Genomic DNA, 26,052 nt, shown 5'->3' on the forward strand with positions numbered 1-26,052 from the left:
TTACACCGCCGGCATAATTGTCGGTAACGACGCGGAAAGCCTTGCCTCAGGGCGACGACGCGTCAAGCTCAACAGGATTCCCATAGATATGGCAATCGCCACCATAGACGAACCGCCATAAGAGATAAATGGCAAAGTCATGCCTTTTGGCGGCATCAAGTGCAGGTTCACTGCCATATTAATCATGGATTGGCAACCGAACAGAATAGCCATTCCGGCAATAGCAAAACGGGTAAAAGAATCCCGTTCGTTCATGGCTATTTTCATGGATCTGATAACGATGAAGGCAAAAAGTGCAACAATCAGCAGGCAAAGAGCGATGCCATATTCTTCCGCTGCAACCGAAAATACGAAATCGGTGTGACTGTCGGGAACAATCCGTTTGACTGTTCCCTCGCCCGGCCCCTGCCCGAACCAGCCGCCATGCAAAATGGCTTCACGCCCGACGTCCACCTGAAATGTATCCCCTTCGCCGGTCAGGAACCCGTTGACGCGTTCCTGAACGTGGTGAACAAAAAGATAGGCACCAAAACCGCCAACAATGGCAAGGCCGATGAACAGAATGATGATAATAATCGGTACACCGGCAAGGAAGAACAGGCCGCCCCAGGTGGCGCTGATAAGCATTGTCTGCCCGATGTCGGGTTCGAGCACCAGAAGGCAAGCACATGTTCCATATAGAATAATAGCAAGCAAAAAACCCGGAATGCCGTTTTTTCGGGTCTGATCGGAAAAAAGCCAGGCCGACATAACAACGAAAGCCGGTTTCATAAATTCGGAAGCCTGCACGGATACGCCAAGCACGGAAATCCACCGTCTTGACCCTTTGACTTCGGCTCCGAACAATAAGGTTGCGACCAATAGAACGAGCGTTACCAGCAATAGCAGTGCGCAAAACCGGCGAATATTGCGCGGGGTAAAGAAGGAAACAAAAATCATTGTAAAAAGTGCCGGAAAGCTGAAAATAATGTGCCAACGCACAAAATAGAAACTATCCGCAATACCGATTTTGCTGGCGACAGTGGGGCTGGCAGCAAAGGAAAGCATAATGCCAAGCCCCATTAACATGAGACAGGCTGCCAGAATTGGCCGGTCTATTGTCCACCACCAATTGGCAATCGGTCCACGGTCGGCACGAGAAACCATTTCAACCCCTTCGTTACGATCATCTGTTCAAGAACAATTTTTGCTCATTCGCCCATGGAAATTACGCCGAAAAAGATTCCGGTTGGTTAACGCGAACTCAACTTTTCAATTATTGACAAAAAAATGGCTTCGGCCTTCTCAAGCCGAAGCCATAAAATATAGGAGAAATAAATAAAGAGGTTACAACGCTTTGACAAAAGCCTTGAAGGCATCACCGCGAGCGCCGTAATTTTTGAACTGGTCATAGCTTGCACAAGCAGGCGAAAGCAGAATAGCCACTTCTTCAGCCTTGTCCGACCCCGCATCCTGATGGGCTTCCTGAACCGCTTTTTCCAGTGTTCCCGACATTGAAATCGGAAATGCACCGTTAATGGTGCGGGCAAAATCTTCCGCAGCATCACCGATGAGATAGGCTTTGCGGATTTTCGGGAAATAATCTTTCAAAGCGGTAATGCCACCGGCTTTTGCAAGCCCGCCGATAATCCAGTAAATATGATCAAAAGTGGCGAGTGCCGGTGCACTTGCCTCGGCATTGGTTGCTTTGCTATCGTCTATATAAAGAGCATTGCCAATTTTTCTGACCTGCTGCATACGGTGCGGCAGCCCGACATAGGAAGCAAAAATCCGCTGCAATTCAACCGGTTTTATTTTCAGAATATCAAGGGTAGCGAGTGCCATCAAAGCATTCTGGGCATTATGACTGCCGCGAAGCGAGTCTATTCCCGAAAGCGACAAACGTGCTTCCGGCTTGCCATTTTTCACACTGAAAAGCTCGTCTTTGACAGCATAATATCCGCTCTTTAAAACCTTGTCTTTTGATACCGGCAAAACATTATGATGGTCATGTGAAAGCTCTTCATAGATTTTTGTCGAGTTTTCATCGTCAACGGCAACGAGTGCCGTTTTCGCACCACTTACCAGCCGCTTTTTGATTTCGCAATAATGGGCAAATGTCCCGTGCCGGTCGATATGATCGGGCGAGATATTAAGAAGAATGCCGACAGTCGGGTTGATTGAGGGAGTAAGATCAATCTGGAAAGACGAGCACTCGACGACGTAAAAGCGATTTTTTTCAAACGCTTCGAGTGACAAAATAGCAGTGCCGATATTGCCACCCATTTCCGACAATTTTCCGCTTTCGTTCAATAGGTGGTTGATGAGTGCGGTGGTGGTGGATTTGCCATTGGTGCCGGTAATTGCGATGAAGGGCATATCCGCATCGGAAAGATTATGCTGTTTTAGATAATTGTTACGCTCTCGAATGAACAGTTCGATGTCTCCGATAATTTCGACACCGGCGGCTTTTGCCAGTTTGACTGTCCAGTGGGGTTCCGGATTGGTGAGCGGCACACCGGGGGCAAGAACGAGAGCCGAGATTTTTGACCAATCGACGTTATGAAGATCGCTCACCGGAATATTGTGGGCACGTGTTTTTTCAACAGTTTCCGCGTTGTCATCCCAAGCGAGAACCTCGGCACCACCGGCAAGAAGCGATTTTGCTGTTGCAACACCCGAACCGCCAAGGCCGAAGAGAGCAACTTTTTTATTCTTGAAAGAATTGACTATAATCATTTTGTTATCTCAGTTTGAGAGTTGAAAGACCAATCAGCGCAAGCACAATAGAAATAATCCAGAAGCGTATAACAACCTGACTTTCTGTCCAGCCTTTTTTCTCGAAATGATGATGAATTGGTGCCATGAGGAAAACGCGTTTGCCTGTCAATTTGAACCAGAAAACCTGAATAATGACGGAAAGCGCCTCCATGACGAATAGTCCGCCGATAACAGCAAGAACAATTTCATGTTTTGTTGCAACTGCAACTGCACCCAACATGCCGCCAAGTGCGAGCGAGCCGGTGTCACCCATAAAAATTGCAGCCGGCGGCGCATTAAACCACAAAAAGCCTAGTCCCGCTCCGACAACCGCGCCAAGAAGCACTGTCAGTTCACCTGAACCTGCGACATAGTGAATCTGGAGGTAATCGGCAAAATTGATATTACCCGATAAATAGGCAATGAGGGCAAATGATGATGCAGCCACCATGACCGGAACAATGGCAAGGCCGTCAAGACCATCGGTGAAGTTGACCGCGTTACCGGCTCCCACCATAACAAATGCCGCAAAGGGGATAAAAAACCAGCCAAGATTGAGCAAATAATCTTTCACAAAGGGAAGTGCGAGACCTGTTGATTCCGTATGCATAATGACGCCGGAGGCAACAATGGCAATGAGAAATTCCAGTGTCAGACGTGCCTTGCCGGAAAAGCCTTTTTCGCTTTGTTTGGTGACCTTGAGATAATCATCATAAAAGCCGATTGCACCGAAGGCCAACATCACAAGAAGGACAACCCAGAAATAGATATTGGAAAGATTGCACCATAAAAGTGCCGAAACGACCGTTCCGCTTAAAATCATCAACCCGCCCATTGTCGGCGTACCGGCTTTTTTGAAATGGGTTTGCGGGCCATCGGCACGGATTGGCTGGCCTTTGCCCTGACGCACTTTCAACGAAGCAATAATGCTCGGTCCGAACAGAAAAACGATAAGTCCGGACGTGAGCAAAGCCGCACCGGTGCGGAACGTAATATAGCGGAACACCCCGACACCAGGCAAAATATCGGTGAGTGATGAAAAATACATCAACATGGAAGCAAAGCCTTTTTATCTTTCAATCGACTGCCTTATAACGTTCAAGCAGAGCCGACACAACACGGGAAGAGCGGATGGAATTTGATGATTTGACCATAATGACATCGCCATCATGAATATCTTTCAAAACCAGTGGAATAATCTCTTCGACATTTTCTTTCAAATAGACTTTGAGCTTTTTTGAAAGCTCCTGTTTCAAAGGCTCGATTTCCCGACCGACGAGATAAACCGGATTTGCACCCGACGCTAAAACCGGTTCGGCAAGTTCGCGGTGAAGTTTTTCGCTATATTTGCCAAGTTCAAGCATATCGCCAAGCACCGCAATGCGCCGCCCGCGTGTTCCGGTTTGGGCTTGTTTCAACAGTTCGAGACTAGCGCGCATCGAAGCCGGATTGGCATTGTAGCTTTCATCAATCAGCGTAAATTTACCACCTGACGGCAGTTCCAGACGATAGCGTGCGCCGCGCCCGTTTTCGGCGCTAAATGTTGCCATTGCCATGACAATATGAGCCATATCGGCACCGACAAAATCGCAAGCCCCAAGTACCGCAAGACAATCCTGTACAATATGGAGGCCGGGCGCACCAACTTTTACCATCGCTTCATTGTTGCCGATCTTCACGCTCATGCAGGAACAGTCGGCCAACATATGGAGTTTTTCCAAACGATAATCGGCATCTTTTGCTTCGCCGAAACTCAATATATTTTCAATTCCGCATGCTTTCGCCTTGTCGCAAAGAAAGCGGAAAAAATCGTCATCCGCATTGAGCAATGCCGCACCACCCTTGACAACGCCTTCAAAAATTTCGGCTTTGGCGGTTGCAATTTGTTCGATACTGGAAAAAAATCCCAAATGCACTGCTGCCACCTTGGTGATAATGGCAAGGTGAGGCTGTACCATTTTTACCAATGGGCGGATTTCACCTGGATGGTTCATGCCGATTTCAAATACACCATAATCGGTATCGGACGGCATACGGGCAAGGGTTAACGGTACGCCCCACTGATTATTGAAAGATGCAGGATTGGCGTGAACTTTTCCGACAGCTCCAAGACAATGGCGAAGCGCTTCCTTGGTGGTGGTTTTTCCGACAGATCCCGTCACAGCAATGATTTTTGCGTTTGATCTTGCCCGTGCTGCCTGGCCAAGTTGATCGAGCGCTTCGAGCACGTCGTCCACTGCTATCATCGGTACGCCAAGTTTTTGGAGATCCAGTTTCCGGCCTTTTTCGATAATTAACAGGCCCGCGCCAGCCTCGACAGCTTTTGCTGCAAAATCATGACCATCAAGTTTTTCACCCTTGATACAGAAAAAGATTTCATTTGGTTTTACTGTGCGGCTATCAATTGACACACCCGATAATTCATCCGGCAAATTGCCGATCTCGTCGCCATGGAGTGCCTCTCTCACCTCGCCTTTAGTCCATAATGGCATCATTTGTGTTGTCCTTCCAAGGCCTCCGTTATTTCCTGATGGTCGGAAAAGGGATGAACTTCGGTTCCGATAATCTGCCCCTTTTCATGCCCTTTTCCGGCAACAACCAATGTATCGCCACTTTGAAGAAGAGAAATGGCATAACGGATAGCTTCGCGTCTATCCCCGATCTCTTTGGCGCTGCTTGCAGCCGCCATAATTTCTTTGCGGATTTCGGCGGCATTTTCAGTGCGCGGATTGTCATCGGTGACGATAACAATGTCGGCATATTTGGTAGCAATTTTACCCATAATCGGGCGTTTACCCTTGTCGCGGTCGCCACCACAGCCAAAAACCACCACGACTTTTCCCGTGGTAAATGCTTTTACAGCAAGTAGAACCTGTTCCAAAGCTTCCGGTTTATGGGCATAATCGACATAGATTGCCGCTTTATCTTTTGTCGTTCCGACAAGTTCGAGACGCCCCGGTGCGCCTTGCAGCCGTTCGAGTGCACGAAAAACTGCCGCCGCAGAAACACCGGTTGCAAGGGCAAGTCCGGCCGCGACAAGTGCATTGGAAACCTGAAAGTCACCGGCAAGCGGCAAGGTGAATTCAAAAACCTCACCATCGACGATGCAATCGACAAATTGGCGCGAGCGTTGGTGTTCGACATGACGTAACCTGATAAAATCGCCCTTGCGGCCAACGGTTAGAACTTTGCGTTTAGCCCGTTTGACATGTTCGATTGCCGCTTCGGAAAATTTGTCATCGGCAAAAATGACGGCTGGCGCTTCTTTCGGCAGAAGTGTGTCGAATAGACGCATTTTAGCCCTGAAATAATCCTCTACTGTCGGGTGATAATCCATATGGTCGCGCCCGAGATTGGTAAAGGCTGCGGCTTTCAATTTTACCCCGTCAAGCCGGCATTGGTCTATGCCATGAGAAGAAGCTTCCATAGCAACATGGGTCACACCTTCATCAACAAGTTCGGCCATTGTCTGTTGTAGTCTTACCGGATCGGGAGTGGTGAGCGAGCCATATTCATTTCTTGTTGGCGTAATAACACCGATTGTGCCGATGGTTGCTGCTGCAAAACCGGCATCTTTCCAGATCTGGCGTGTAAACGAAGCCACAGATGTTTTACCGCTTGTACCTGTAACAGCCACCACAGTATCGGGTTGTTTACCAAAAAAACGTGCTGCTGCCATTGCCAATTCATGGCGTGCATCAACCACGCGTATGATCGGCACATTTTTTTCTGCAAGTTCAAAATCATGGTCTGTCAGGATTGCGACTGCACCGCGCTTTGCCGCATCCTTGGCATAAACGCCGCCATCGCCTTTATTGCCTTTAAGAGCGACAAAAAGAAAACCGGGTTGAACTTTTCTGGAATCGGCAGTAACGCCCTTGATTTCGATAGAGGGCACAATCGACTTTTGTTGAACGCCGCTTACGAGTTGATCGAGTTTCATGTTCTAACCCCTTTTGTTCTAATCATTAAACGACGTTTCAGGCAATTTCTGGTTGCCGGAGGAGGCAAGAACAGGTGCATATTCTTCCCTGAAATCAGGTCTTACGCCCAAAAATGTAGCCGATCTGCGAATAATTTCAGCCACCATCGGAGCCGCGTTGAAACCGGCTGTTGCGCCGAACTTTCCTTCTTCCGCCTTGGGTTCGTCAATAATTGTCAAAACCACATATTGCGGATTATCAATCGGGAACGACGCAAGAAAGGCGTTAAACCGTTTATTTTTTGAATATTTGCCGTTTTCGACTTTTTCGGCAGTTCCGGTTTTGCCACCAACGCGATAACCTTCAACCTTGGCTCTGCGCCCCGAACCTATATCGCCATTCAATTTATAAAGATAACGCATATCCCGGCTTGTTTCCGGTGCAACCACCTGTTTGGAATGTTCTTGCGCCTCTTCGGCCGTGCGTTTCAAAAATGTCGGTTCGATAAGCCTGCCACCGTTCATCAAAGCGCTGGCGCCAACTGCGGTTTGTAAAGGCGTTGTCATCATGCCGTGGCCGAAAGCAATGGTCATGGAATTGACGGTTTTCCAGCGTCTCGGCTCCACCGGACGGGCGACTTCGGGAAGTTCCGTCGTCATACGGTCGAGAAGTCCCATTCTCTTCAAAAATTCGCGGTGCCCGTCAATGCCGATTGTCAGTGCTTCTTTTGCCGAACCGATATTGGAAGAAAAAATAAAAATTTCCCAAGCGGTTAGCGGGCGATATTTACCATGAAAATCACGAATGAAATGGCCGCGTCCGGCAGCCAGCGGCTTTGACGCGTCAATGACACTGTTCAACTGGAATTTTCCTGAATCAAGTGCCATTGCCGTAGTGAAGCTTTTAATCGTCGAACCCATTTCAAATGTGCCGGCTGTCATCCGGTTAAGGCGATCTTTTTTAAGTGCATCAACCGGATTATTCGGATCAAAATCGGGCATGGAAGCCATGGCAAGCACCTCACCGGTGTGGATATTGATAACCACCGCACCGGCAGCAATGGCCTGGTATCTTTGCATAGCGTCTGCCAACACATCACGCATGATGGCCTGAACACGTACGTCAATTGATAATTTTACCGGCTCAAGCGACGTTTCGTCGGCAAGACCGGCAGCACGCAAATCGCTTAAACCCGCACTGTCGATATATTTTTCCATTCCCGCCGTGCCCTGATTGTCGACATTGACCATGCCGAGAATATGGGAGGCTGTCGGCCCACCCGGATAAAAGCGGCGCACTTCGGTGCGGAAGCCGACACCGGGAATGCCAAGAGCCATAATCTGCTCTTTCTGGCTTGGTGTTAGCCCGCGCTGTATCCAGGCAAAACCGGTTTTCTTTTTGAGCTTTTTATAGGTTTCCTGCCAATCAAGATTGGGCAGAACCGTTGAAATCAATTCTATTGTTTCATCCACATCAATGATGCGGCGCGGTTCGGCAAAAAGTGAATAGGTTTTCAAATCGGTTGCAAGAAGCCGCCCGTTACGATCAAGAATATCGGGACGCGCGGCCGATTGCTCGACAGCGGGGCCGGAAGCTTCTTCAATCTGTCCGCCTTCTATACCGAAATAAATAAGGCGGGCAAAAATGACCGCATAGACGCTGAGAAAACAGCTTATCACCACCATCAGACGGCGACGGGTTCTGCGCGAACGGTATTCGGCCTTTTGTAACTCTTCATAACGGTTGGGAGCGGCCTTCGGTTTACGCTTTAAAAACGGTATCAACTTCATGGCCGGACACTCCCTGTTGCGATATTATCGACATTGGCATTGCCGTTTCTGGCGAGCAGGGAATTCTTTTCTTCAAGTTCGTCGTCTTTAATCAGATTTTCAATCTGGTCCGGCAGCCGTTCCGGTATATCTTGCAATTTGATAATCTGGCGGGCATCTGTTACCTGCAATCCGAGTTGATCCTGATAACGGGTGACCAATACCTGCATACGTTCCGGCTCGATCATCATCGCCCATTCGGCATGCAAAAGATTGATGGTATTTTTCTCTGCAACGATCTGTCTTTCGATACGCTGAACCTCGCCGATGCGCTTTTGTGCATCATATTTTACCTTATAGGTAATGCCGGCTGCACAAATCATAATCGCCACCAGAATCATATCAAATGTACGAAAAACTGTCATTTTCTAGTTCCGTTAAATCGAGCAAGTTCAGGAAGACCGAATATCGTTTTATCAAGAGGTGTTACGTCAGCTTCGGTGCGGATACCCAATCGCAAACGTGCCGAGCGTGAACGCGGGTTGAATTGCAATTCTTTTTCATCTGCCGTCACTCCGCCTTTGGCTACGAGCCTGAATATCGGTTTTTCTGTTTCCGCGACCGGTAAATAACGCGATTGCGCCGGTGCTTTTGAACGGAAAGCAAAAAACTTTTTGACTATACGGTCTTCAAGTGAATGGAACGTTACAACCCCAAGCCTTCCCCCCGGCTTCAATATGGTTTCGGCGGCTTCAAGTGCTTTGACCAGTTCCTGAAGCTCGTCATTGACATAGATGCGTAATGCCTGAAAAATTCTTGTTGCCGGATGAATGTGGTCGCCGGGTTTGCGCCCGACCAATGTTTCGACAGCGTCCGCAAGGTCGGAGGTTCGCAAAAACGGTTTTTTCTCGCGCCTTTCAACAATCATTCTGGCAATACGTGCTGCATGACGTTCTTCACCAAGAAGCCCGAAAATGCGGGTAAGATCATTCACCTTCATCCCGTTGACGACATCGGCCGCACTGAAACCTTTTTCCGACATACGCATATCAAGCGGCCCGTCTTTCTGGAAAGAAAAACCACGCTCTGCCTCGTCAATTTGCATGGATGAAACACCGATGTCGAGAATAACCCCGTCGACTTTATCTTCTGTCACGTGGCCGAGATTGGAAAATTCGGTATGAACGAGTTTCAATCGCGGGCGATATTCTTCAACCAGAGTCTGACCGTCACGAATTGCTTCGGGGTCGCGATCAAGGGCAATGACATCGGCACCTTTATCAAGCAGCGCGCGTGAATAGCCGCCTGCGCCGAACGTACCGTCGATAATTGTTTTACCCGCGCAAGCATCCATTCCCGCAACAACAGGTGCGAGTAAAACAGGGATATGACGTTTAAAACCGGTATCCTTAACAGTTGGCATCGTTATCTTTTAACAGCACGTTTAAAAAATGTTGCACTTTGAATGCAGCAGAATGGATTGGCGCATCCTGACCTTTCAACCGGTCAGAATGCGTCAATCTTCTTTATCGCACAGTTATGCTTAACGAAGTGTTAGGATCGCGGCCATCATTCACGAAATTTCCGGTATCAAACCGAATGTCATGAAGAGCAGAACAAAATTCAGTATAAGAACCACAATTGCCGAAAGAATGGCAACAATCTGGGTAACAATTCCATTGGCAAATTGCCCCATAATGACCTTGCGGCCACTAAAATAGAGAAGCGCAATCATGGGAACAGGCAGCGAGATTGAAAGAATAACCTGACTGACAACCAGCGCTTCTGTCGAGTTGACACCAAGGGCCACAACAATAAAGGCCGGTATCATCGTAACGAGACGGCGAACCCAGATCGGTATATAGAAGCCGACGAACCCTTGCATCACCATCTGTCCGGCCATAGTACCGACAACCGAACTTGAAATACCCGAAACAATCAGCGAAACAAGGAAAACACCTGCCGCACCGATACCGAGAAGCGGTGTCAATGTATGATAGGCCTGATCGATTTCGGCAATGTCGTTATGCGCACCATGAAAGGTACTTGCCGCCATAATAACCATGGCCATATTGACCATGCCCGCAATAGCAAGAGCAACGATAACTTCGCGGTTTGAGTAACGAACAAGCTGGCGACGATCCTTGTCACTCTGGACTTTGGCACGTGCCTGTGTCAGGCCGGAGTGGAGATAAAGCGCATGCGGCATAACGGTAGCACCAATAATGCCGACAGAAATCAACAAAGCGTTCGCATCCGGCATTTCCGGTGTGAAAAGATGCAAACCCGCAGCTTCCCAATCAACCGGTGCGATCACCATTTCAATAAGATAACAAATACCGATAATCGAAACCAGAATACCGATCAGAATTTCAGTCGGGCGGAAACCGCGGCTATCAATCATCAGAAGAGCATAGGTAATGATTGCGGTAATAATCATACCGATAATGAGTGGCATATTGAACAACAAGGCAAGGCCGATAGCACCGCCGAGGAATTCGGCAAGGTCGGTTGCCATTGCAGCAATTTCGCTGATAATCCACATAGCCACAACGACAGGCTTTGACAGATTGTCACGGCAGAGTTCAGCCAGGTTGCGGCCGGTTACAATGCCGACTTTTGCCGACAGTGCCTGAAACAGCATGGCAATAAGATTGGCGAGCAACACAACCCACAACAACGTATAACCGTATCCCGATCCGGCCTGAATATTCGTCGCGAAATTACCGGGATCCATATAGGCGATTGAGGCGATAACGGCAGGCCCAACCATGAGAAGAAATGTACGTCCGCCCTTTCGCTTGCCGGCAAGCATTGCAGAAATGCCTTCCGACGTCCGTTCGGTGAGCGAGGACTTACGGGAGAATTTATCATCTTGAAGAGACATGCAACAAAACTTTCTAATTGCGAATGCTTTGCATTAGCTCTAATCGATCTATCCCGTCAATCGGGGTTATATAAAAATATTTGTGAATTCTAAAAAGGTAAATAGCACAAAAGGAAAATGTCAGTTGGTCTATAAGCCGGGTTCTGTATGGCGAAATTTGATTAAAAATTCCGCGTGGCAGCCATTCATCTGGTACGGATGTTACCACCCGTCTCGTGCAACCTACCCGAATGACAGGCCCGGAAATCGGCTGCGAGCAAAGCTTGCGTGTCATTCCTATTCGGTCTTGCTCCCGGTGGGGTTTACCTTGCCACATCCATTACTGGATGCGCGGTGGGCTCTTACCCCGCCTTTTCACCCTTACCTGATTGAACAGGCGGTATATTTCTGTGGCACTTTCCCTGAGGTTACCCTCGCCGGACGTTATCCGGCACCGTTATTCCATGGAGCCCGGACTTTCCTCACCTTTCACCTTTCGGTATTGAGAAGGCGCGGCTGCCCGACCAACTGACCGGCTCTTTATAAAACAAAATCAGGCTGCTGCAAACCGATAAAACCGGAGCAATAGTCGCAATCATATTGTGTCTTTTGTTGAACAACCGCCCGTCATTCAAGGCCGAATATCAAAAGCTTCTTTATCGGAGACTTAAAATCGATTCGCGAACAATCGGGTGGAAATGTCCCCCTTCATCATCTGCTCGCCAACATGGACATATAGGTGATGAAGCCGAACCGGCAGCGAGAGCATATCCGGAAACTTATAGCGCTTCCCTTTTAAAAAAAGCCGATATTTTTCAGGATAGAATTCCCGATAACAGAGTTGAAATAAAATAATCCGGCTCGCCCTGAATAATAGAATCGCCCCACCCGAAAATAAAACAATTCTCCCGACAAAAAATTCCCCGAAACAATTTCAATCTGTTCATAATCGTTTCTGAAATTTTCCGGATGCACAGGGTTTTAATTCAAAAATCTGTTTTTCCGCTATTGCCTGTTAATCAATGTTCCAAGCATTTTCTCATTGATCGTTATGATTCAAGCGATCAATATCCGGTTCAAAAACATAAATTATGCAAGGCTTTTCAACGTACCAAGCAGACGATGAAGCGTGTCGATCGTCGAAACATCTGCAACTCCATCGACTTTTTCAGGTCTGAAATGGCGCTGGAAAGCTTGTGTGACCAATCGCGTACGTTCATCGAAAGATCCGGTTATTTCAAGACCGTAACCATAAAGAGCCAACATGGATTGAAACGCTTCGACCGGACGGCCGCTTTCGCCGATATTCATAAAACGCCCCCCTGCAATTGGTGCAGGACGCACGAAATGGCCGACACCGGCTTTAAAAAGTGTTTCCCAAGGAAATTTTTCACCCGGATCGGTTTTGCGATGCGGTGCAATATCGGAATGGGCAAGCACATTCCTCGGTTCAATCGAATATCTTTCAATGATGGATTGGCACAATTTAATGACCGATATGATCTGTTTTTCCGGATAATCGGGAAAGTTCAACAAAGGCCCGCCATTGACGATTTCAATGCCGATCGAGTTTGAATTAACATCTGTGATACCGCGCCAGAAACTTTCACCGGCATGCCATGCGCGAAAAGCCTCTTGAACCAGTTGAACGACTTTTCCATCTTCTTCCACAACATAATGAGCTGAAACCTTCGCTTCCGGCGAACATAAAAGTTGTTCGGCACTTTCGGCATTTTCCATGCCCGTATAGTGAAGAACGAGAAATTGCGGTTTTGCGCCGTCTTTACGTTCTTCAAAATTAGGCGAAGGGCAGACAACCGCCTCCGGATAATCAGCTTTGAACTGTTGCATTGTCATGCCGTAACAAACTCCTCACGCACGATAGCCCATGCGTTATTAATAGCAGCCAGACGCTCATTGGCAATTGCCATAAATTCCTTCGGCAATCCTCGTGCTATGACCCTATCGGGGTGATGCTCGCGCACCAATTGATGATAACGTTTGCGCGCATCTTCAAAACTGATGCCCTTGTTCAACCCCAATACCAGCCACGGGTCGCTGTCTCCCGTTTCGGCATGGCGGGCACTGATTGCTTTGAAACGTTCACGCGAAAAGCCGAAAATATCGGAAACATTGCGCAGAAAGTCCAATTCATCCTGATGAATCACTCCATCGGACTTCGCGATATAGAAAAGCCCTTCCAGCACATCTTCCAGCAATTGTCCCTGACAGTCGGATTCGTGACAAAGCCGAAACAGGCGGCGAGCGTAAACATCAAAACCGGCAATATCCTGTTTGGCGAGATTATAAAGGCGTTCGACATTGTGGAATTCGTGGTCGGGCACCGAAAAAATTTCATAAAATGCTTTGACCTCGGCATCGCTTACAACGCCATCGGCTTTTGCCATTTTTGCCGATAAAGCAATCATGGCCACAGAAAATGCAACTTGTCTGCGTGTTTCCGGATCACCTTCAAAAATGGTGCGCACACGTTCGACAATGGCGTTCAATACGTCGCCAGCAACATTGCTGATAAGCTCTCCGATGCGTGTCCATAATGAAGGCATTCTATTTTTCCGATATATTAAAAGCCCGCTTTGTCTCGTGTTCTTGTGCCGCAACGGGATTTCTTGACCCCCGCCCGATAGTCAACCATTGAACCTGTTTAAATGCAATTGATTTTGCCGCTATTTATCACCATCGACAGTCGAAGGACGGTTCATTGCCTGACGGGCAACCTCGCCCGCATCACGTGCAAATTTTTCTGCCTGTTCTTCACTTTGCCCGCTTTTCAAGGCAGCCGCCTTTGCATCTTCCATCAATTTATTAATGACATCGCGTTTTTGCGCCTCTGTCATATCCGATGGTGTAAGTGGTACTTTTGGCAAACTTATGGCCGCACCTTCCGGAAGTGCTTTTTCTCCATTCGATTGACTCTTGCCATTCATAAAATAGGAATAAGTCCACCAAAGTCCTGCAATGACGAGAAGGAGGACGATAAAAAGAACGATGATACGGCGCCAACGAAGTTTCTTCATATTTTTTCCAAAAGTTTTTATTTATATGCCATTCTTTTACTATTTTTAGCAATGGTGAACTGTGATTTGAGAGCCTTATAGGGATTGAATTGTTGTTTAAAAATAATTTTCGGAAAATTGCGCACAAGATTTCGGCAGCTATTGCATCGGCTCTTTTGCTTACAAGCTGCACATCCGTGTCCTATGACCTTGGCGATATTGTGCCGCCATCCGGCACAACGCCGAAAGGGCCGATCAACGCGCCCCGCTTCGATGATCGCAAGCCCCATGATTGGGCTGCGCTTACGCCATGGCACTACCCCATTCACGGAACCGATGTCTCGAAATATCAACAGGCGGTTGATTGGGCGGCGGTCAAACATAGCGGCATTTCATTTGCTTTTATCAAAGCGACAGAAGGTGGTGACCGCGTCGATGACAATTTCATCCACAACTGGGATGGTACAAAGGAAGTGGATATGCCGCGGGGAGCCTACCATTTCTTCTATTATTGCCGCCCCGCTTCCGAGCAGGCAAAATGGTATATCAGAAATGTGCCGAAGGACCCGACTGCGCTACCACCGGTTCTTGATATGGAGTGGAACGATTCTTCACCGACATGCAAAATCCGTCCACCGGCAGACACTGTTCGCAGTGAAATGAAGGTCTTCCTGTCCATTGTTGAAAAATATTATGGCAAGAAGCCCATTATCTACACCACAGTCGATTTCTTCGACCGCAACGGTTTGTCGCAAATAAAAGGTTATTCGTTCTGGCTGAGGTCAGTCGCCGGACATCCGCAAGAAAAATACGGCCCCCACCCGTGGACATTCTGGCAATATACAGGAACCGGACGTGTGCCGGGTATCAAAGGCGATGCCGACATCAACGTCTTTTACGGCAGCCGTGATGAATGGCAAAAATTTGTGTCGGGAAAATAAAAACCGTGTCAATCAACAATGAATATAGCTTTACATAAGCTTCAGCTAGGAGCAGACCTTTATTTCTGATAATAAATGGTTCAAAACATTTCAAACATCACAATATGCAGGACATGAGGACAAATGTTCAAGACAAGACAGGCTATTCTGGCAGCTTCAACATTTTTGTTTGCGACAGTTTTCTGCCCGCTGTCACAAGCTCAGCAACCTGATGCACAATCACAAACCGAAGATACCGCACCAACCGAAGATGCCGCACCAACCGAAGATGTCGCAACCAAGGCTGCACGGGAAGCCTGTGGTACGCCGATTGAAACGTTCAGGCAGAATGTGGCCGACGAAGCGCGTAAAGCGGGTGTGAGCGAGCACGCTATCGACGAACTGAAAAAAGCAACAATCGACCAGAAAGTAATCGACCGTGATAATGGTCAGGCTATTTTCAATCTGACATTTGCGGAATTTTCAAAACGCGTCATCCCGGAAGCGCGCTTGAAAAAAGGCAAGGAAAACTTGCAAAAATATGCCGATGTTTTTGCAAAGGCGGAAGAAAAATACGGTGTTCCGGGACCGGTTATTGCAGCTTTTTGGGGGCTGGAGACCGATTATGGTGCGGTGCAAGGAAATTTCGATACATTGAATGCCCTTTTTACTCTTTCTCATGATTGCCGACGGCCGGAACTCTTCCGTCCGCAATTGATTGCGCTCTTGAAACTGTTCGATCAGGGTGTGGTTAATGCCGAAACAACCGGCGCATGGGCTGGAGAAATCGGACAAATGCAACTTTTGCCGAAGGATTATCTTGAACGCGGCGTCGATGGTGATGGTGACGGTAAAATCGACCTTAAAGGTTCTGTTGCCGATGCTGTCATGACGGCTGCCCATATGCTAAGCGATCTCGGATGGCGGCGCGGTGAACCATGGCTTGAAGAAGTGCGCCTCACCCGCGATGATTTGCCATGGCAGGAAGCCATCAGGCAAAATCGCAAACCCCATTCGCAATGGACAAGTTGGGGCGTTACCGGCATTAACGGGCCTTTAGGCCCCGACAATGGCGATGCATCCCTGATGTTGCCAATGGGCCGAAAGGGACCTGCATTTCTAGCCTATGATAATTTCGATATTTTTGTCGAATGGAACAAGTCAATTGTCTATGCAACAACCGTTGCCTATTTCGCTTCACGCCTCGCCGGTGCTCCCGCTTTTGACATCGGCCATCCCGATCCGGGGTTAAGCACAGAAGAAATGAAGCAATTACAACAAAAGCTTGCAGACCGCGGTTATGATATGGGCAAAGTGGATGGTGTTTATGGTATATTGACACGGGACGCCGTGCGAACGGAACAGCTCCGTTTGGGACTACCTGCCGATTCATGGCCGACAAAAGAATTGCTTGACCGGCTTTGAATAAAACTGCCGATAGAGTTTCAAAACTGCGCAAAATTTATCAAGCAAGCGGGTGAAAGCCCGCTTGTTTTTTACACTTTCTCCGGTTAACAGACTTTCTCCGGTTAACAGACTTTCTCCGGTTCATAGACGTTCTCCGGTTAATAGACGTTCTCCGGTTAACAGACCTTCTCCCGTTAACAAACCTTCTCCCGTTAACAAACCTTCTCCGGCTATTTTGAATTTGTTTCACCCGCCCGAACATTGCGCCTTTTCTTCAGGGTTTTAGAGACATCAGGGGGTTCGAGCCATCAGATTTTCCGATTGGTAATTATTTTTATTTCGGCAAACTATTTTTGCCTAAACCCGCAATTTTGTTCCGCGCTTTCAGAGCAAGTTTTGCTTTTTTTGAATTGGACTGGCAATAACCCGCCCCTGATGACTGGCGGTAACCCGCTCCCGATACACTGGCGATACCCCGCCCCTGATTTTTCGCTTTTTGCCCGACCTTTATAAAGTCGCTTCTTTTCAAAGCTAGCTGGCGCAAGTGCGACCGACATATCGGCGGGAATTCCACCAAAGGGGAACTGACGGAAGGTGACAACCCAAGACATTGTCGCTACCCCCCGCTCCACAACCGGAACAGCGTTTCACTATGAATAATTTTAGAGCTGTCTTCAGGAGCGGCTCCAAACAATGTTTCAAGGTACGGAAATAAAGGGGCAAAGAACTTTTGGAAAATTGTAATGGCAGTTCAACAAAGCAAAAAACGGGATGGATTATGAATTTCACGGCATATCAATATCTGTGTAAATTTCACGAACACTTCAACCGGCAATCGACGCGGAACAAATCCCCAAAAATAAAAACCCGACCGGAGCAAAGCTCCAGTCGGGCTTCAACCAAGGGAAATCCGTTGCGGGGGGTCTCGGTCTCCCTGGTTGTTAACCGATTTGTTATGCTTTTTGAAAAGCACATCACTGATATGGACGAGAATGGATTTGATAGCAATAAGAAGCTTTAAAACGACAATCAAAAAATAGATTATTTTGCTATTTTTTTAACAAAATGATAAAACAATGTCTAAATTGTCTTAAAATGAAGCAATTTTAATCTATTTTCAGTTGATTTGTAGAAAATTACACCCTTAACATTATCGCTCGCCACAGCATGTTCAAACGATGCCGACCGTCATCTCTTTTTAAAATCGGAGCGATTTCGTTTTTGTGAAGCGAAATGCGTCTGTGGCAATTGTCGCAAACGGGAATGAACGCTTGCATCAATAGAGAATTCAAAATTGCTCCAAACCGGAATCGGTAAAACCAAACCCGAATGAACAAAATATTGGCGAGCATCGTTCCTGAACGACCGCGCGTAACGAACAATAGGAACGCCACTAAAATAAATATTTATAGTTCAGGTCGGCTCTAAGTGGGACAAGAGCCAATATGCGCACCCGTCAATCGGGCACACATATTGAAAACCGGAAATTTGCGGCGGCAAAAGCTTAAAAAGCCCTTTGCTTTTCAATAACCGCCGCCACATAACCTTGGCAAATCGGTTCTGTTTATCTGAACACCCCTTGGCAGAGACTGAAAAATCCGATTTGACCACCATTATTTATTATTTGCGGTCTGCTGTTTTGGCCGGATACCGATAAGATAGCAAATGGCATAAACAAGGTCTGCACGATTGAGCGTGTAGAAGTGGAAATCTTCCACGCCATGTTCCACAAGCTCCAGAACCTGTTCGGCAGCAACGGCTGCTGCAACAAGATCATGCGTTTTCTGGTCGTTTTCCAGCCCTTCAAAACGTTGTGCCAGCCAATCGGGAATATGCGTTCCATTGCGTGCGCAGAAATTTTTAACCTGCCAGAAATTATGGATTGGCAAAATGCCCGGTAAAATAGGAATATAGATACCGGCTTTACGAACTTTTTCGATATAATCTTCATAAAAATGGTTATCAAAAAAGCATTGGGTAATGGCTTTTGTCGCACCATTATCAATTTTGCGTTTAAGCAGATCAATATCGGTCGCAAAATCCGGACTTTCGGGATGTTTTTCCGGATAAGCGGAAACTGTAATTTCAAAATCCGGATTAATTGCTTTCAAACCGGCGACGAGTTCAACGGCATTGGCATAGCCCCCCGGAGTCGGGTGATAGCGCCCGCCTATGCCATTGCTCGGATCACCGCGCAAAGCAACAAAATGGCGAATGCCCATCGCAGCAAATTGGCGCGCTACGCTGTCAACTTCCTCGCGCGTTGCGTCAACACAGGTTAGATGCGCCGCCGCATTGAGATGCGTTTCTTTGATAATACGTTCAACGGTGCGGCCGGTTCTCTCACGCGTGGAACCACCTGCCCCGTAAGTAACCGAAACAAAATCCGGCTTTAACGGAGCAAGCCGTTCCACCGTTTGCCATAGCATTTCTTCCATTTTTTCCGTTTTTGGCGGGAAAAACTCGAATGAAACCTTTAGCTTGTCGCCTAAATCAGGGCGGCGGGAAAGTGAAGGGGCAGGCATTATGCGGTCTCCGTTACAAGTGTTTTTTGTCGGGCAATCAATAAACGCGGGTCACGTGCAAGCCACAGCTTCAACGTAAGCCCTTTGGTGTTGCCATTTTGTTGTGGTTGAAAACTCAAGGTTTTTTCCAGTGTCAAACCGGCTTTTTCCAGCCAGTATTCCATTTGGGAATCGGAAAAGCCCAAACGTACATGGGCATATTTTTCGCGCAAGAAATCAAGTTCATGCGGCGCGTAGTCGACAATAATGAGCCTTGCACCGGGGCGCATAACGCGCGCCGCTTCAAAAATTGCAATTTCGGGATCTGACAGAAAATGCAGAACCTGATAGATGGTGACGAGATTGAATGTTTCTTTTTCAACCGGCAAGGCGGCCACATCGCCTAACCTGACCTGCGCATTTGAAATACCCGCTTTATCAAGATTGACACGGGCAACCGCCAACATATCGCGGTTGTTATCGATGCCGATTGCGCGGGTATAAAGGGGGGAAAAGAGCTTTAATAGCGAGCCTGTGCCGGTGCCGATGTCAAGCATGGATTGGAATGGCGTTGTGCCGACAAGCTCAACCATTGTCTGTTCAACCGTGTTATCGGGAACATGAAGCAAACGGAGTTTATCCCAATCATGCGCATTCTTGGAAAAATAGGCAGCAGCAGCACGGCTACGTTGCTGCTTCACTTCGTCAAGGCGCGTCATGTCGCGTTCGATAAGACCGTCTTTTGTGTCGATATGTGCGAGTATTGTTTTCAACATTTGTTGACGTAACGAGCATGAAGACAAAGAAAAATATGCCCATGCCCCTTCCTGATAACGCTCGATCAAACGGGCTTCTGTCAAAAGCCGCAAATGCCTTGAAACACGTGGCTGGGATTGTCCCAAAATTTTTGTGAGATCGGAAACTGTCAAATCCCCCTTATCCAACAAAAACAGTATCCGTAACCGCGTCGTCTCGGCAACAGCTTTCAATACGTCTACCATTTCGTTCAATGCCAATTGGCGAACCATGACTATTTCTCCGGTTTTATGGATATAAAGATATCTTTATATATTTTGCAAATGTCAAGCGGAGAGATTGGTTATGCCCACAATCACCGATTATGATTTTTTCCGGAAGATAAAATTTTACACGCGTATGAACAGTTTTGGTGTCACAGCAATTGCTGCAAGTTTCATTCGTCCCGCTTATTTCGATCATTTTGCGGGCTTGCCGTTGTCCGACTGTTCTAAAACAGAAAATCATTCTTCGTCTTGAAAACAAGTCATCATTGCGGGAATTTTGCCGCTTACTCGTCCTGAACAGTCGGGCTTTATCAAGTCTAGCAAATATTTATCATGCCTTTAATGTCTGTGTCTGCCGGTTTTTCCTGATAAACGGCCATTACACCTGTTTGCGAATAATTTGTGTTTGAACGCTACCCCCCGAAATATTGGCAAGAGCGGTCAAAAATATGGTTATATAAAAGGATAAAAATTGGCGGCGATTTTCGCTTCACCCGTTATTTTTACATTTGCCCTATCATTTGATCTTGCCCCGATATTTGATAAAATGAAAAAGCAATTACCGCGCCTTATCCCACATAACCGGATCCGGAATTTTGTAATTGCTAAAAAAGGTGACATGCAAAGATCAAGTGAACGAATTGCGGCACTCTTTGCTTTAACAATTTTTGCATTTTGACATATCGAACTATATCTGAAAAAGCTCGAAAACCCGTTTAACAATGAAGCAAGACAAATTTTTCGTTTCCCATGATTTTCCGTTACCCATGATTTTCCGTTACCCATGATTTTCTGTTACCCATGATTTTCTGTTACCCATGATTTTCTGTTACCCATGACTACGAAAAGACAACGCGCTGTTTTAAAGGAACTGACACTGCTTATCCCGCAAGCTCCCTATTCTGATAGCGAGCCGATCAGATCTGCTGCTTTAAGCGCGCATATGAAACATCTTCCCCCTTCAATTGCGGTCTGGCTGTCGATTGTCGCCTATATCCGCCACACATATACGAATTATGATGAATTGCGTGATGAAGGTTATGATAAGGATTCAGCTCGTTTTTTTGTAATAGACGACATTAACGAAAAACTCACCGAATGGCGTGCAACGCGTTTTGTGACCTATGAAGATCACGAGTAAAATCTTGCCGGAAAAGTTCTTTATATCCACGCGTTAGCCCCGAAGAAAGTGATGAACGGCAATCGGGGTTGATTGGCGATTAGGGCGATTGGCAAAGGAGCGATTTATGATCGGAGCGATTGGGGATTGGGCCGGTTTGGAAAAGCGTGATTGGGAATGTCGGTTGGAAGGTCATAAATGCTGAACGCAACAATCCGGAACTGTTTTCTGCCAAAGCCGGTCAAACGTTCAATATGAAATCTTTTTTATTCCGTTCTTTTTCAATATTGCAGAAATATGCTGCAAAAATTCAACCCGAAGGGCGATAGACGCAATCTCGAAAGGCGATAGACGCAATAGAGACCAACACAATTCAAAAAAAGGCGCATAAAAAGGCGCATAAAAAGGCACAAAAAAAGGGCGAAAACCCGCCCTTCTTTTTAATTTGTCTACAGCAACTATCAGCGCACGATGACTTTCGAGCCGACCTGCACGCGTTCAAAAAGATCAACCACATCTTTGTTCAACATGCGAATGCAACCGGCTGATACATTTTTGCCAATGCTCGACGGTTGTGTCGTTCCATGAATACGGAAATATGTGTCGACATTGCCCTGGAAGAGATAAAGTGCACGAGCGCCGAGCGGGTTACTCAATCCACCGGGCACACCGTCTGCGAAGCGCTTATACTGCTGGGGCTTGCGTTGCACCATATCGGCAGTCGGAATCCATCTTGGCCATTTGCGTTTGAATTGTACTTTTGCTTCCCCCTGAAAACCGAGACCGGCAGCACCGACACCTACTCCGTAACGAATTGCCTGACCGTCACCGGTTATGAGGTAAAGATAGTGGTTTTCCGGTTCGACAATAATCGTTCCGGGAATTTCATTTGTTGGATAAGGAACAACCGTGCGTTCAAATTGTTCGGGGATTTTTATTTTTACAGGCGGAATTTTGAACGGTTCGTCGGGAGATTGCTCATAACGGTCATAAACCGATTGCGTACCGAGCAATGTTGATGTCACAACCGGTTTTGCCGATGCCACCTTTACATTGTCGTTTGATACAACAGTAGGAGCAGGCGTGGTCGCACATCCCACAAGTCCGAACCCCAGAACACCAAGAGCTGTTGCAAGCCCTAATTTTTGCTGCCAAAAATATTTCATTTTCCGTCTAAAAGCCTCTTGATCGCGACACGTTATATCGCTCGTCATTTCTCGTATAACGTGGTTAATGGATGGTTAATAAGATGGAAAGTATTTTTAGGTTCGGCTTAGCGGGTTTAAAGCTTTTAGCCTCTGTTCCGGGATTTTTTTTGAGCGAAAAGACAATTATGCAACAGTAAAGCACCATCCGTCATATGCGTTGCCATTGAATATTAAAAAATCGTCATAGCTTTCAAGAGAATCAATCTGATCCGGTTACAAATAAAGAAATATCAATACAACAATCCGGCTATTGAATTGTTCTGTTGTTTGCGGAATGTTTTTTAAAAAAAGCTTTTTAACCGGATAAGACAATTGTCAAAAACAAACCCTGAATGACTGTCGACTGTTTATGCCAGCTAATATTGTCCGCGGGCTTTAAACGTAACAGAGGCCGCCTTTGTCATAGTTCAGAAAGAATAAATCCGCCCGTTTACAGTAAAAATAAAAAGAGCCATGAACAATCATGGCTCTTTTCATTTTGCAAATTTTATTCGTGGCAATAGCAATCCATTATTTTACCAGTACCATAAACAGGCGCGGAAAACGCAACAAAACCTTGCCGTCATACTGGGTTGGATAGAGTTTTGTAATGCGCTCAAGATAAAGCGCAAGATATTGTTGCTTTTCTTCCTCGTTAAGTGGCGCAAGAAATGGCCGTAGGGCTGCCCCTTTCACCCAGTCAACAATGGCTTCATGATTTTCCATGACGGGATTATAAATTGTCTGCCAAATATCAATATAGTGGACGAGCGGCTTCAGAGCATCATAATAGACCGAGACATTCGGTAGTTTTTCCCGCGCTACAGAGCCGATCCGATCATTCCAGCGTTTATCTTCTGCAACATGAATCATCGCACGATGGAGCGGTTCAAACAGGTTATCCGGCATTTGTACGGCCAAAGCCGCACCGGTTTTCATGGCTGATACCAATCGTTTCATCTCGTCAATATGGTCGGGGAGCCACTGGAATACGGCATTGGAAAATAGCAAATCGACATCGGGCTCCGGCGACCATTTTTCAATGTTTTGAACTGTAAATTCTATTTTCGGCAAGCGCTTTTTGGCATTGGCGATCATGTCGGCAGAAGAGTCAAACCCCGAAACCTTGGCGTTAGGCCAATGTTGGCACAAAACTTCGGTCGATGTGCCGGGACCGCAACCGAGATCGACAATGGTTTTGACCTCTTTCAGAGGAACTGCATTAGCGAGGTCATGTACCGGCCTCAAACGTTCGTCCTCGAATTTCAAATATTGTTTTGCTGACCAATCTTGCATAAATTTTCTCCATTGTCTCATCGGGCAATGAAGTAAGTTTACCACTTTTTGGGTTCAAGACATCCACAAAGTCAAATTTTTTCCGGCAGAAAGTCGAATTTTTCTCGCGATTTTAAAAATTCTTCGGAGCGGCCTTTCCATTTTCCGATCGCTGCGAACCCGATCAATAGTGTAGCTGCCGAACGAATATATATTAAAGGCGCGCATTATTGCAGGAATATAAATCATATTCCGGACTGTTCCGGACAAGCTTTACAAAACACCCGATTGTTCCGAACAATCCTTGGAAACCAATTGTCAAACCGCTTTTGTCATCCACTTCTTCCCGCCCCGTCTTTTTCGGCGAGTTTTAATGTCAATATTGCCTACCGGATTCCATGCTCGCGCAAAATGATATATTTCAGGATTGGAATAAAAATGAATATTCCAAATTAAAAGGCGGGTTTTTCGCCCCGCCGTTCCTGACAATTTCCGTTCACAATCCTGTTGAGGAATAATTCTTGAAACAGAACCGGATGATTGTGTCTAACGGTTCGACTATCGTGTCAAACGTTTATAGGTTACCCGTTTCGGGTTGACGGATTCCGGCCCTAAACGGCGTATTTTATCGGCCTCGTATTCTTCAAAATTGCCCTCGAACCATTCCACATGACTGTCGCCCTCGAAAGCCAGCATATGGGTTGCCAGACGATCAAGGAACATACGATCGTGACTGATAACAACGGCGCAACCGGCAAAGTTTTCGAGAGCCTCTTCAAGCGCTGCCAGCGTTTCTGTATCAAGATCGTTGGTCGGCTCGTCGAGCAACAATACATTGCCGCCTTCTTTCAGAAGTTTGGCAAGATGAACGCGGTTTCTCTGCCCGCCTGAAAGGTTACCGACCTTTTGCTGCTGGTCGCCCCCCTTGAAGTTGAATGCACCACAATAGGCACGGCTATTCATTTCATATTTGCCGAGCTTTATAATATCGTTTCCGCCGGAGATTTCTTCCCAAACCGTTTTATCAGGATCAAGTGCATCGCGACTTTGATCGACATAACTCATTTTGACAGTATCCCCGATGCGGATTGTTCCTGCATCCGGCTTTTCCTGCCCCGTCAACATTTTGAACAAAGTTGTTTTACCGGCACCATTGGGGCCGATAACACCGACAATTCCGCCGGCCGGCAATTTGAAGGAAAGATCGTCGATCAATACATGGTCGCCAAATCCTTTGGTTAAATGTTCGACTTCAATGACAACCTGCCCCAGTCTTTCACCCACCGGTATGATGATTTGTGCTTCACCGGGACGACGATCATTGGCAGCCTTGACCAATTCGTCATAGGCTTTGATACGGGCTTTCGATTTTGCCTGACGGGCTTTCGGACTTGAGGCAATCCACTCCTGTTCACGTGTCAGGGCTTTCTGTCTTGCTGCTTCTTCCCGTCCCTCCTGTGCCAGACGTTTGGCCTTGGCTTCGAGATAGGCAGAATAATTGCCCTCGTAAGGTATGCCATGCCCGCGATCGAGTTCCAGAATCCAGCCGGTGACATGGTCAAGGAAATAGCGATCGTGGGTGATAATCAGAACAGCACCCGGATATTCGCGCAAATGCTTTTCAAGCCAGGCAGTCGTTTCGGCATCAAGGTGGTTTGTCGGCTCGTCAAGCAGTAACAAATCGGGTTGCTGGAGCAACAATTTGCATAAAGCGACGCGGCGTTTTTCACCGCCTGAAAGTTTGGAAACATCCGCATCTGCCGGCGGGCAACGTAACGCATCCATTGCCATATCCACTTGTGAGTCAAGATCCCAAAGATTCTGGCTGTCAATGACATCCTGCAATTTTGCGCCTTCTTCGGCCGTCTCGTCCGAATAATTCATCATCAATTCGTTATACCGGTCGAGAATTGCCTTTTTTTCGGCAACACCTTCCATAACATTGCCGCGTACATCCTTTGTCAGGTCGAGAGCAGGTTCCTGCGGCAAATATCCGCAAGTTGCCCCTTCTGCCAGCCAAGCTTCACCGGTAAACTCTTTGTCGAGACCGGCCATAATGCGCAAAATAGTTGATTTGCCCGCGCCATTCGGCCCCAAAATACCTATTTTTGCGTCCGGATAGAAAGACAAATTGATATTGTCCAAAATCTTTTTATTACCATAGGATTTGCTAAGTCCCGCCATATGATAGATAAATTGCCGAGCCATATATGTTTTTCCATTCCTTGATTGACGCGTTCAAAGCTGCCTTTATACAAACGATCTTTTCGCTCGCATTTTTAATGAAAACACGTTTTGAAACC

Annotated in this window: 20 protein-coding genes and 1 other RNA gene; 3 read left to right on the forward strand and 18 right to left on the reverse strand. The window is 47.0% G+C overall.

All coding sequences use genetic code 11. From position 1 onward, the window contains the following. The 13 genes from BBC0122_RS07890 to BBC0122_RS07955 all read right to left on the reverse strand — a co-directional run bounded on the left by BBC0122_RS07890 (window position 1) and on the right by BBC0122_RS07955 (window position 14,335). Window positions 1–1,146 (reverse strand): FtsW/RodA/SpoVE family cell cycle protein, encoded by a 1,146-nt coding sequence (locus BBC0122_RS07890; protein ID WP_077992767.1) that lies wholly within the window; start codon window positions 1,144–1,146, stop codon window positions 1–3. Between the two features lie 180 nt (window positions 1,147–1,326). Next, the gene (gene murD / locus BBC0122_RS07895) at window positions 1,327–2,718 is read right to left on the reverse strand and encodes a UDP-N-acetylmuramoyl-L-alanine--D-glutamate ligase (RefSeq protein ID WP_077992769.1); all 1,392 of its coding nucleotides are present in this window, start codon (window positions 2,716–2,718) and stop codon (window positions 1,327–1,329) included. A 4-nt stretch (window positions 2,719–2,722) separates the two neighbouring features. Continuing rightward, window positions 2,723–3,793 carry a phospho-N-acetylmuramoyl-pentapeptide-transferase gene (gene mraY, locus BBC0122_RS07900; RefSeq protein WP_077992771.1) on the reverse strand — a complete coding sequence of 357 codons (1,071 nt, stop codon included), beginning with the start codon at window positions 3,791–3,793 and terminating at the stop codon, window positions 2,723–2,725. Between the two features lie 22 nt (window positions 3,794–3,815). Then, window positions 3,816–5,234: a UDP-N-acetylmuramoylalanyl-D-glutamyl-2,6-diaminopimelate--D-alanyl-D-alanine ligase gene (locus BBC0122_RS07905; RefSeq protein ID WP_077992773.1), complete on the reverse strand. Its 1,419-nt coding sequence runs from the start codon at window positions 5,232–5,234 to the stop codon at window positions 3,816–3,818. Next, window positions 5,231–6,682 (reverse strand): UDP-N-acetylmuramoyl-L-alanyl-D-glutamate--2,6-diaminopimelate ligase, encoded by a 1,452-nt coding sequence (locus tag BBC0122_RS07910; protein ID WP_077992775.1) that lies wholly within the window; start codon window positions 6,680–6,682, stop codon window positions 5,231–5,233. The genes BBC0122_RS07905 and BBC0122_RS07910 overlap by 4 nt, the downstream gene beginning before the upstream one ends. A gap of 18 nt (window positions 6,683–6,700) precedes the next feature. Beyond that, window positions 6,701–8,452 carry a peptidoglycan D,D-transpeptidase FtsI family protein gene (locus BBC0122_RS07915; protein ID WP_077992778.1) on the reverse strand — a complete coding sequence of 584 codons (1,752 nt, stop codon included), beginning with the start codon at window positions 8,450–8,452 and terminating at the stop codon, window positions 6,701–6,703. Next, window positions 8,449–8,856, reverse strand: a complete 408-nt coding sequence (gene ftsL / locus BBC0122_RS07920; RefSeq protein WP_077992782.1) for a cell division protein FtsL — start codon at window positions 8,854–8,856, stop codon at window positions 8,449–8,451. The genes BBC0122_RS07915 and ftsL overlap by 4 nt, the downstream gene beginning before the upstream one ends. Next, complete coding sequence (rsmH, locus tag BBC0122_RS07925; protein WP_077992783.1) at window positions 8,853–9,854, reverse strand: 16S rRNA (cytosine(1402)-N(4))-methyltransferase RsmH; 1,002 nt, start codon at window positions 9,852–9,854, stop codon at window positions 8,853–8,855. Before rsmH ends, ftsL begins: the two co-directional genes overlap by 4 nt. A gap of 150 nt (window positions 9,855–10,004) precedes the next feature. Further along, window positions 10,005–11,318: an Nramp family divalent metal transporter gene (locus BBC0122_RS07930; RefSeq protein WP_077992787.1), complete on the reverse strand. Its 1,314-nt coding sequence runs from the start codon at window positions 11,316–11,318 to the stop codon at window positions 10,005–10,007. A 116-nt stretch (window positions 11,319–11,434) separates the two neighbouring features. After that, window positions 11,435–11,829: RNase P RNA component class A (gene rnpB, locus BBC0122_RS07935), an RNA gene on the reverse strand. 557 nt (window positions 11,830–12,386) lie between these two features. Next, entirely contained in the window at window positions 12,387–13,148 is a 762-nt protein-coding gene (locus BBC0122_RS07945; protein ID WP_188318107.1) for an N-acetylmuramoyl-L-alanine amidase, read from the reverse strand. Between the two features lie 2 nt (window positions 13,149–13,150). Beyond that, a complete protein-coding gene (locus BBC0122_RS07950; RefSeq protein WP_077992792.1) occupies window positions 13,151–13,864 on the reverse strand; it encodes a J domain-containing protein in 714 nt (237 codons plus the stop codon). 120 nt (window positions 13,865–13,984) lie between these two features. Then, window positions 13,985–14,335, reverse strand: a complete 351-nt coding sequence (locus BBC0122_RS07955) for a hypothetical protein (protein ID WP_077992794.1) — start codon at window positions 14,333–14,335, stop codon at window positions 13,985–13,987. A 116-nt stretch (window positions 14,336–14,451) separates the two neighbouring features. On the opposite strand from BBC0122_RS07955, the gene BBC0122_RS07960 reads away from it, so the two are divergent. Next, entirely contained in the window at window positions 14,452–15,255 is an 804-nt protein-coding gene (locus BBC0122_RS07960; protein ID WP_077994591.1) for a glycoside hydrolase family 25 protein, read from the forward strand. 123 nt (window positions 15,256–15,378) lie between these two features. Continuing rightward, a complete protein-coding gene (locus BBC0122_RS07965) occupies window positions 15,379–16,659 on the forward strand; it encodes a lytic murein transglycosylase (protein WP_077992796.1) in 1,281 nt (426 codons plus the stop codon). Window positions 16,660–18,254: 1,595 nt separating this feature from the next. On the opposite strand, the gene metF is transcribed toward BBC0122_RS07965, so the two are convergent. Next, complete coding sequence (gene metF, locus BBC0122_RS07985) at window positions 18,255–19,166, reverse strand: methylenetetrahydrofolate reductase [NAD(P)H] (RefSeq protein WP_077992804.1); 912 nt, start codon at window positions 19,164–19,166, stop codon at window positions 18,255–18,257. Continuing rightward, on the reverse strand, window positions 19,166–20,173 hold the full coding sequence (locus BBC0122_RS07990) for an ArsR/SmtB family transcription factor (protein ID WP_225868093.1): 1,008 nt from the start codon (window positions 20,171–20,173) through the stop codon (window positions 19,166–19,168). The genes metF and BBC0122_RS07990 overlap by 1 nt, the downstream gene beginning before the upstream one ends. Before the next feature lie 829 nt (window positions 20,174–21,002). Here BBC0122_RS07990 and BBC0122_RS08000 point away from each other — a divergent pair. Continuing rightward, a complete protein-coding gene (locus BBC0122_RS08000) occupies window positions 21,003–21,308 on the forward strand; it encodes a DUF2293 domain-containing protein (RefSeq protein WP_077992809.1) in 306 nt (101 codons plus the stop codon). 440 nt (window positions 21,309–21,748) lie between these two features. Here BBC0122_RS08000 and BBC0122_RS08010 read toward each other — a convergent pair whose 3' ends face one another. The 3 genes from BBC0122_RS08010 to ettA all read right to left on the reverse strand — a co-directional run bounded on the left by BBC0122_RS08010 (window position 21,749) and on the right by ettA (window position 25,957). Continuing rightward, a complete protein-coding gene (locus BBC0122_RS08010; protein WP_077992817.1) occupies window positions 21,749–22,453 on the reverse strand; it encodes a L,D-transpeptidase in 705 nt (234 codons plus the stop codon). 552 nt (window positions 22,454–23,005) lie between these two features. Then, window positions 23,006–23,770, reverse strand: coding sequence for a trans-aconitate 2-methyltransferase (gene tam, locus BBC0122_RS08015; RefSeq protein WP_077992819.1), 765 nt, complete (start codon window positions 23,768–23,770; stop codon window positions 23,006–23,008). A 537-nt stretch (window positions 23,771–24,307) separates the two neighbouring features. Next, complete coding sequence (gene ettA / locus BBC0122_RS08020) at window positions 24,308–25,957, reverse strand: energy-dependent translational throttle protein EttA (protein ID WP_077992821.1); 1,650 nt, start codon at window positions 25,955–25,957, stop codon at window positions 24,308–24,310. Window positions 25,958–26,052 lie beyond the last annotated feature (95 nt).

Origin of the sequence: Ditibartonella choladocola, from assembly GCF_002007565.1 — a bacterium.
Classification (GTDB): Bacteria; Pseudomonadota; Alphaproteobacteria; order Rhizobiales; family Rhizobiaceae; genus Bartonella; species Bartonella choladocola.

Bases quoted from the DNA above. Each gene is read 5' to 3' on its own strand.
- BBC0122_RS07890 (WP_077992767.1), bottom strand. From the start codon at position 1,146: ATGGTTTCTCGTGCCGACCGTGGACCGATTGCCAATTGGTGGTGGACA.
- murD (WP_077992769.1), bottom strand. From the start codon at position 2,718: ATGATTATAGTCAATTCTTTCAAGAATAAAAAAGTTGCTCTCTTCGGC.
- mraY (WP_077992771.1), bottom strand. From the start codon at position 3,793: ATGTTGATGTATTTTTCATCACTCACCGATATTTTGCCTGGTGTCGGG.
- BBC0122_RS07905 (WP_077992773.1), bottom strand. From the start codon at position 5,234: ATGATGCCATTATGGACTAAAGGCGAGGTGAGAGAGGCACTCCATGGC.
- BBC0122_RS07910 (WP_077992775.1), bottom strand. From the start codon at position 6,682: ATGAAACTCGATCAACTCGTAAGCGGCGTTCAACAAAAGTCGATTGTG.
- BBC0122_RS07915 (WP_077992778.1), bottom strand. From the start codon at position 8,452: ATGAAGTTGATACCGTTTTTAAAGCGTAAACCGAAGGCCGCTCCCAAC.
- ftsL (WP_077992782.1), bottom strand. From the start codon at position 8,856: ATGACAGTTTTTCGTACATTTGATATGATTCTGGTGGCGATTATGATT.
- rsmH (WP_077992783.1), bottom strand. From the start codon at position 9,854: ATGCCAACTGTTAAGGATACCGGTTTTAAACGTCATATCCCTGTTTTA.
- BBC0122_RS07930 (WP_077992787.1), bottom strand. From the start codon at position 11,318: ATGTCTCTTCAAGATGATAAATTCTCCCGTAAGTCCTCGCTCACCGAA.
- BBC0122_RS07945 (WP_188318107.1), bottom strand. From the start codon at position 13,148: ATGCAACAGTTCAAAGCTGATTATCCGGAGGCGGTTGTCTGCCCTTCG.
- BBC0122_RS07950 (WP_077992792.1), bottom strand. From the start codon at position 13,864: ATGCCTTCATTATGGACACGCATCGGAGAGCTTATCAGCAATGTTGCT.
- BBC0122_RS07955 (WP_077992794.1), bottom strand. From the start codon at position 14,335: ATGAAGAAACTTCGTTGGCGCCGTATCATCGTTCTTTTTATCGTCCTC.
- BBC0122_RS07965 (WP_077992796.1), top strand. From the start codon at position 15,379: ATGTTCAAGACAAGACAGGCTATTCTGGCAGCTTCAACATTTTTGTTT.
- metF (WP_077992804.1), bottom strand. From the start codon at position 19,166: ATGCCTGCCCCTTCACTTTCCCGCCGCCCTGATTTAGGCGACAAGCTA.
- BBC0122_RS07990 (WP_225868093.1), bottom strand. From the start codon at position 20,173: ATGGTTCGCCAATTGGCATTGAACGAAATGGTAGACGTATTGAAAGCT.
- BBC0122_RS08000 (WP_077992809.1), top strand. From the start codon at position 21,003: ATGACTACGAAAAGACAACGCGCTGTTTTAAAGGAACTGACACTGCTT.
- BBC0122_RS08010 (WP_077992817.1), bottom strand. From the start codon at position 22,453: ATGAAATATTTTTGGCAGCAAAAATTAGGGCTTGCAACAGCTCTTGGT.
- tam (WP_077992819.1), bottom strand. From the start codon at position 23,770: ATGCAAGATTGGTCAGCAAAACAATATTTGAAATTCGAGGACGAACGT.
- ettA (WP_077992821.1), bottom strand. From the start codon at position 25,957: ATGGCTCGGCAATTTATCTATCATATGGCGGGACTTAGCAAATCCTAT.